Origin of the sequence: Maribacter sp. MMG018, from assembly GCF_018100785.1 — a bacterium.
Taxonomy (GTDB): domain Bacteria; phylum Bacteroidota; class Bacteroidia; order Flavobacteriales; family Flavobacteriaceae; genus Maribacter.
The window spans coordinates 1-5,693 of sequence record NZ_JAGJEC010000012.1 but is presented as its reverse complement, the minus strand read 5'-3'; the positions used below and the strand labels follow the sequence as shown (position 1 = coordinate 5,693).

The following is a 5,693-nucleotide window of genomic DNA, read 5'->3' as shown; positions in this document are numbered from 1 at the left end:
GCATAAAAAAACCCCCTTCACAAAAAGTGAAGGGGGTTTCGAAGAAGGCGGCTACCTACTCTCCCACTTGGTATAGCAGTACCATCGGCGCAAACGGTCTTAACTTCCCTGTTCGGAATGGTAAGGGGTGTGCCCCGTCGCCATGGCCACCTAAGTTTTCAATATCTTAATCCTTGGCCCTAGGGCATCGGAGATAAATGACATAATAATGGAACAGGTACCTTGAAAGAAGGAAGCACGATGCCTTGCGGCAAAGAAATACGTTTTAAAAAAAGGAGTCTGTGCCCCCGCCCGTGGACGGGGGCATGCGCAAGCCTGACGGGCAATTAGTACCACTCGGCTGCGTACATTGCTGCACTTCCACCTATGGCCTATCGACGTGGTCATCTCCCACGGCCCTTTAAAGAAATCTCATCTTGTGGCCGGTTTCGCGCTTATATGCTTTCAGCGCTTATCCAGTCCCGACATAGCTACCCAGCAATGCCCCTGGCGGGACAACTGGTGCACCAGCGGTCAGTCCAACCCGGTCCTCTCGTACTAGGGTCAGATCCACTCAAATTTCTAACGCCCGCAGTAGATAGAGACCGAACTGTCTCACGACGTTCTGAACCCAGCTCGCGTGCCACTTTAATGGGCGAACAGCCCAACCCTTGGGACCTTCTCCAGCCCCAGGATGTGACGAGCCGACATCGAGGTGCCAAACCCCCCCGTCGATATGAGCTCTTGGGGGAGATCAGCCTGTTATCCCCGGCGTACCTTTTATCCTTTGAGCGATGGCCCTTCCATGCGGAACCACCGGATCACTATGCTCTTGTTTCCAACCTGGTCGACCTGTATGTCTCTCAGTCAAGCGCCCTTGTGCCATTGCACTCTACACACGATTGCCAACCGTATTGAGGGCACCTTTAGAAGCCTCCGTTACTCTTTTGGAGGCGACCACCCCAGTCAAACTACCCACCACGCACTGTTCCCTCTTGGAGGGTTAGGCCCCGATCAAACAAAGGCTGGTATTTCAACAACGGCTCCTCCACGCCTGGCGACGCAGATTCAAAGCCTCCCAGCTATCCTACACATTGTTTGACCAAGGTCAATACGAAGCTATAGTAAAGGTGCACGGGGTCTTTTCGTCCCACTGCGGGTAACCGGCATCTTCACCGATACTACAATTTCACCGAGCTCATGGCCGAGACAGTGTCCAGATCGTTGCACCATTCGTGCAGGTCGGAACTTACCCGACAAGGAATTTCGCTACCTTAGGACCGTTATAGTTACGGCCGCCGTTTACCGGGGCTTCAATTCAATGCTTCGCCGAAGCTGACATCTCCTCTTAACCTTCCGGCACCGGGCAGGTGTCAGGCCCTATACTTCTTCTCTCGAATTTGCAGAGCCCTGTGTTTTTGATAAACAGTCGCCTGGACCTCTTCACTGCGGCCCCCCATAAGGGGGCGACCCTTCTCCCGAAGTTACGGGTCTATTTTGCCTAGTTCCTTAGCCATGAATCTCTCGAGCGCCTTAGAATACTCATCCCGACCACCTGTGTCGGTTTACGGTACGGGCCGCCTCGCTTGCTTTTCTTGGAAGTCGATACTCTGGATTATCACCTTGGCCGTAGCCTCGGTGTACTATCGGGGCGTTACCGCTCCCTTCAACGTGCTATTCCGTCAGCACGCACCAAATTCTCGCCTCCGTCACTTTTAGCGCGGGCGGGTACGGGAATATTAACCCGTTGTCCATCCACTACCCCTTTCGGGTTCGCGTTAGGTCCCGACTGACCCCCAGCTGATTAGCATAGCTGGGGAAACCTTGGTCTTTCGGCGTGCGGGTTTCTCGCCCGCATTATCGTTACTTATGCCTACATTTTCGTTTGTAGCCGCTCCAGCATCCCTCGCAGGTACACCTTCAACGCAACTACAATGCTCCCCTACCCCTTGTATAAATACAAAGCCATGGCTTCGGTAATATGCTTATGCCCGATCATTATCCATGCGGAACCGCTCGACCAGTGAGCTGTTACGCACTCTTTAAATGAATGGCTGCTTCCAAGCCAACATCCTGGCTGTCAATGCAGTTCCACCGCGTTTTGTCAACTTAGCATATATTTGGGGACCTTAGCCGATGGTCCGGGTTCTTTCCCTCTCGGACATGGACCTTAGCACCCATGCCCTCACTGCGTTACATCATTTCATAGCATTCGGAGTTTGTCAGGAATTGGTAGGCGGTGAAGCCCCCGCATCCAATCAGTAGCTCTACCTCTATGAAACTAATAACACGCTGCACCTAAATGCATTTCGGGGAGTACGAGCTATTTCCGAGCTTGATTGGCCTTTCACCCCTACCCACAGGTCATCCCAAGACTTTTCAACGTCAACGGGTTCGGTCCTCCACTATGTGTTACCACAGCTTCAACCTGCCCATGGGTAGATCGCACGGTTTCGCGTCTACTACTACTGACTGTGGCGCCCTATTAAGACTCGCTTTCGCTACGGCTCCGTTCCTGAAGAACTTAACCTTGCCAGTAAAAGTAACTCGTAGGCTCATTATGCAAAAGGCACGCCGTCACCCCGAAGGGCTCCGACCGCTTGTAAGCGTATGGTTTCAGGATCTATTTCACTCCGTTATTCACGGTTCTTTTCACCTTTCCCTCACGGTACTGGTTCACTATCGGTCTCTCAGGAGTATTTAGTCTTGGCGGATGGTCCCGCCGGATTCATACAGGGTTTCACGTGCCCCGCACTACTCAGGATACCACTATCTAAATGTCCTTTACCTATACCGGGCTATCACCGTCTATGGCCGCTCTTTCCAAAGCGTTCTAGTTCATCGCATCTCGAATGTCGTGGTCCTACAACCCCAATATTGCCGGAACAACATTGGTTTGGACTAATCCGATTTCGCTCGCCGCTACTATCGGAATCACTTTTGTTTTCTCCTCCTCCGGCTACTTAGATGTTTCAGTTCACCGGGTTTGCTTGCCTTACGGCATGACATGTCTTCAACATGCCGGGTTGCCCCATTCGGATATCCGCGGATCATATCGTGTGTGCCGATCCCCGCGGCTTTTCGCAGCTTATCACGTCCTTCTTCGCCTCTGAGAGCCTAGGCATTCCCCATACGCCCTTTTCCAGCTTGTCGCCTTTCCTTTTATTCTATTCGTACTCTTTACTCTTAATAAAGATTCGTGTTTCTTTCTTTTTAGGTCTATACAAGGACCTATGTCCCTATATATTCCCTGTTCCAATATGTCAATGAACGTTCTTCCGCTTCGCGGATCGTGGAGAATATCGGAGTCGAACCGATGACCTCCTGCGTGCAAGGCAGGCGCTCTAGCCAGCTGAGCTAATCCCCCGTTTCCTGCAAGTGGCCCGTTGCCGCTTTACAGTTGACAGTTGACCCAACTTCCAGAATTTCCAATACTTCAATCAATGAACGTCTCCCCTTTCAGGGGGCTCGTAGTCCCAGGCAGACTCGAACTGCCGACCTCTACATTATCAGTGTAGCGCTCTAACCAGCTGAGCTATGGGACTGTCCCTACTTCACTCCCCGTAAGAAGATCCGTATTTGTATATATCGTTATCGCGGAGAAACTTTCTTTTTAAAAAAACAACAAATCATTGTATAAATCGAAAAAACGGGACCGAAGACCTCTTCCGACAGTCGTCGGGGACCGTCCTTCAAAAGGACAATCTCTAGAAAGGAGGTGTTCCAGCCGCACCTTCCGGTACGGCTACCTTGTTACGACTTAGCCCTAGTTACCGATCTTGCCCTAGGCCGCTCCTTGCGGTGACGGACTTCAGGCACTCCCGGCTTCCATGGCTTGACGGGCGGTGTGTACAAGGCCCGGGAACGTATTCACCGGATCATGGCTGATATCCGATTACTAGCGATTCCAGCTTCACGGGGTCGAGTTGCAGACCCCGATCCGAACTGTGACAGGTTTTATAGATTCGCTCCTGGTCGCCCAGTGGCTGCTCTCTGTACCTGCCATTGTAGCACGTGTGTGGCCCAGGACGTAAGGGCCGTGATGATTTGACGTCATCCCCACCTTCCTCACGGTTTGCACCGGCAGTCCCGTTAGAGTCCCCATCATGACATGCTGGCAACTAACGGTAGGGGTTGCGCTCGTTATAGGACTTAACCTGACACCTCACGGCACGAGCTGACGACAACCATGCAGCACCTTGCAAATTGCCCGAAGGAAAAGGTATCTCTACCCCTGTCAATATGCATTTAAGCCCTGGTAAGGTTCCTCGCGTATCATCGAATTAAACCACATGCTCCACCGCTTGTGCGGGCCCCCGTCAATTCCTTTGAGTTTCATTCTTGCGAACGTACTCCCCAGGTGGGATACTTATCACTTTCGCTTGGCCGCCCAGGTCTCAAGGACCCGGACAGCTAGTATCCATCGTTTACGGCGTGGACTACCAGGGTATCTAATCCTGTTCGCTCCCCACGCTTTCGTCCATCAGCGTCAGTATATGGTTAGTCAGCTGCCTTCGCAATCGGTGTTCTATGTAATATCTATGCATTTCACCGCTACACTACATATTCCGCCAACTTCACCATAACTCAAGACCAGCAGTATCAAAGGCAATTCTATAGTTGAGCTACAGACTTTCACCCCTGACTTACCGGCCCGCCTACGGACCCTTTAAACCCAATAATTCCGGATAACGCTCGGACCCTCCGTATTACCGCGGCTGCTGGCACGGAGTTAGCCGGTCCTTATTCTTACGGTACCGTCAGTAGGGTACACGTACCCTTTTTTCTTCCCGTATAAAAGCAGTTTACTACCCATAGGGCATTCTTCCTGCACGCGGCATGGCTGGATCAGGCTCCCGCCCATTGTCCAATATTCCTCACTGCTGCCTCCCGTAGGAGTCTGGTCCGTGTCTCAGTACCAGTGTGGGGGATCCCCCTCTCAGGGCCCCTACCCATCGTAGCCATGGTAAGCCGTTACCTTACCATCCAGCTAATGGGACGCATGGCCATCTTCTACCGGCCGAAGCCTTTAACCTATAAGAGATGCCCCCTATAGGTACTACGGGGCATTAATCCAAGTTTCCCTGGGCTATTCCCCTGTAAAAGGTAGGTTCCATACGCGGTGCGCACCCGTGCGCCGGTCGCCGGCAAGAAAGCAAGCTTTCTCCCGCTGCCCCTCGACTTGCATGTGTTAGGCCTGCCGCTAGCGTTCATCCTGAGCCAGGATCAAACTCTTCATCGTTGTTCTGTATATATTCGTCCCAACGACTACCGAATCCGTCCACGGCCCCGATTCTCTCGATCTAATTCTTTGTTATCTTTTTCTACCGTCGCCCTAGAAGACCTAAACCTCCTAAAAACGACTTTTCTCCACAATATTTCAATGAACTTCCACTCCTGTAAAAACGTCTCCCGGACTGCGCCGTTCCCCGTTTTACCACTCGGCCAATTGCCTAAGCGGGTGCAAATATACAACTGTTTTTTAAACCGGCAACCTTTTTTGAAAAAAAATATTTTTTCTTTTCCGGCCCCCGTAAAACTTCAAAAAACAATGAACGTTGCGATCCCCAGGACCTTCCCGCGGAACCCCTATGGGTATCCGTCTAACGGGCTGCAAATGTAAGACCCTTTTTTAAATTAAAAAGAAAAAAATCACTTTTTTTTGACACAAAATCCACGCCCCTTTTCAAGACCCTATAATAGAACAACTTACA

General features: G+C 51.4%; 2 tRNA genes and 3 rRNA genes. All 5 read right to left on the bottom strand.

The annotated features are described in order from the left end of the window. Positions 1-42: 42 nt before the first annotated feature. Positions 43-154, bottom strand: a 5S ribosomal RNA gene (rrf, locus tag J8L85_RS17885). A gap of 151 nt (positions 155-305) precedes the next feature. Further along, positions 306-3,133, bottom strand: a 23S ribosomal RNA gene (locus tag J8L85_RS17880). A 139-nt stretch (positions 3,134-3,272) separates the two neighbouring features. Further along, positions 3,273-3,346, bottom strand: a tRNA-Ala gene (locus tag J8L85_RS17875). A gap of 104 nt (positions 3,347-3,450) precedes the next feature. Next, positions 3,451-3,524, bottom strand: a tRNA-Ile gene (locus tag J8L85_RS17870). A 166-nt stretch (positions 3,525-3,690) separates the two neighbouring features. Continuing rightward, positions 3,691-5,221, bottom strand: a 16S ribosomal RNA gene (locus J8L85_RS17865). Together the 16S, 23S and 5S rRNA genes with 2 tRNA genes alongside form the textbook arrangement of a ribosomal RNA operon. Positions 5,222-5,693: the final 472 nt, after the last annotated feature.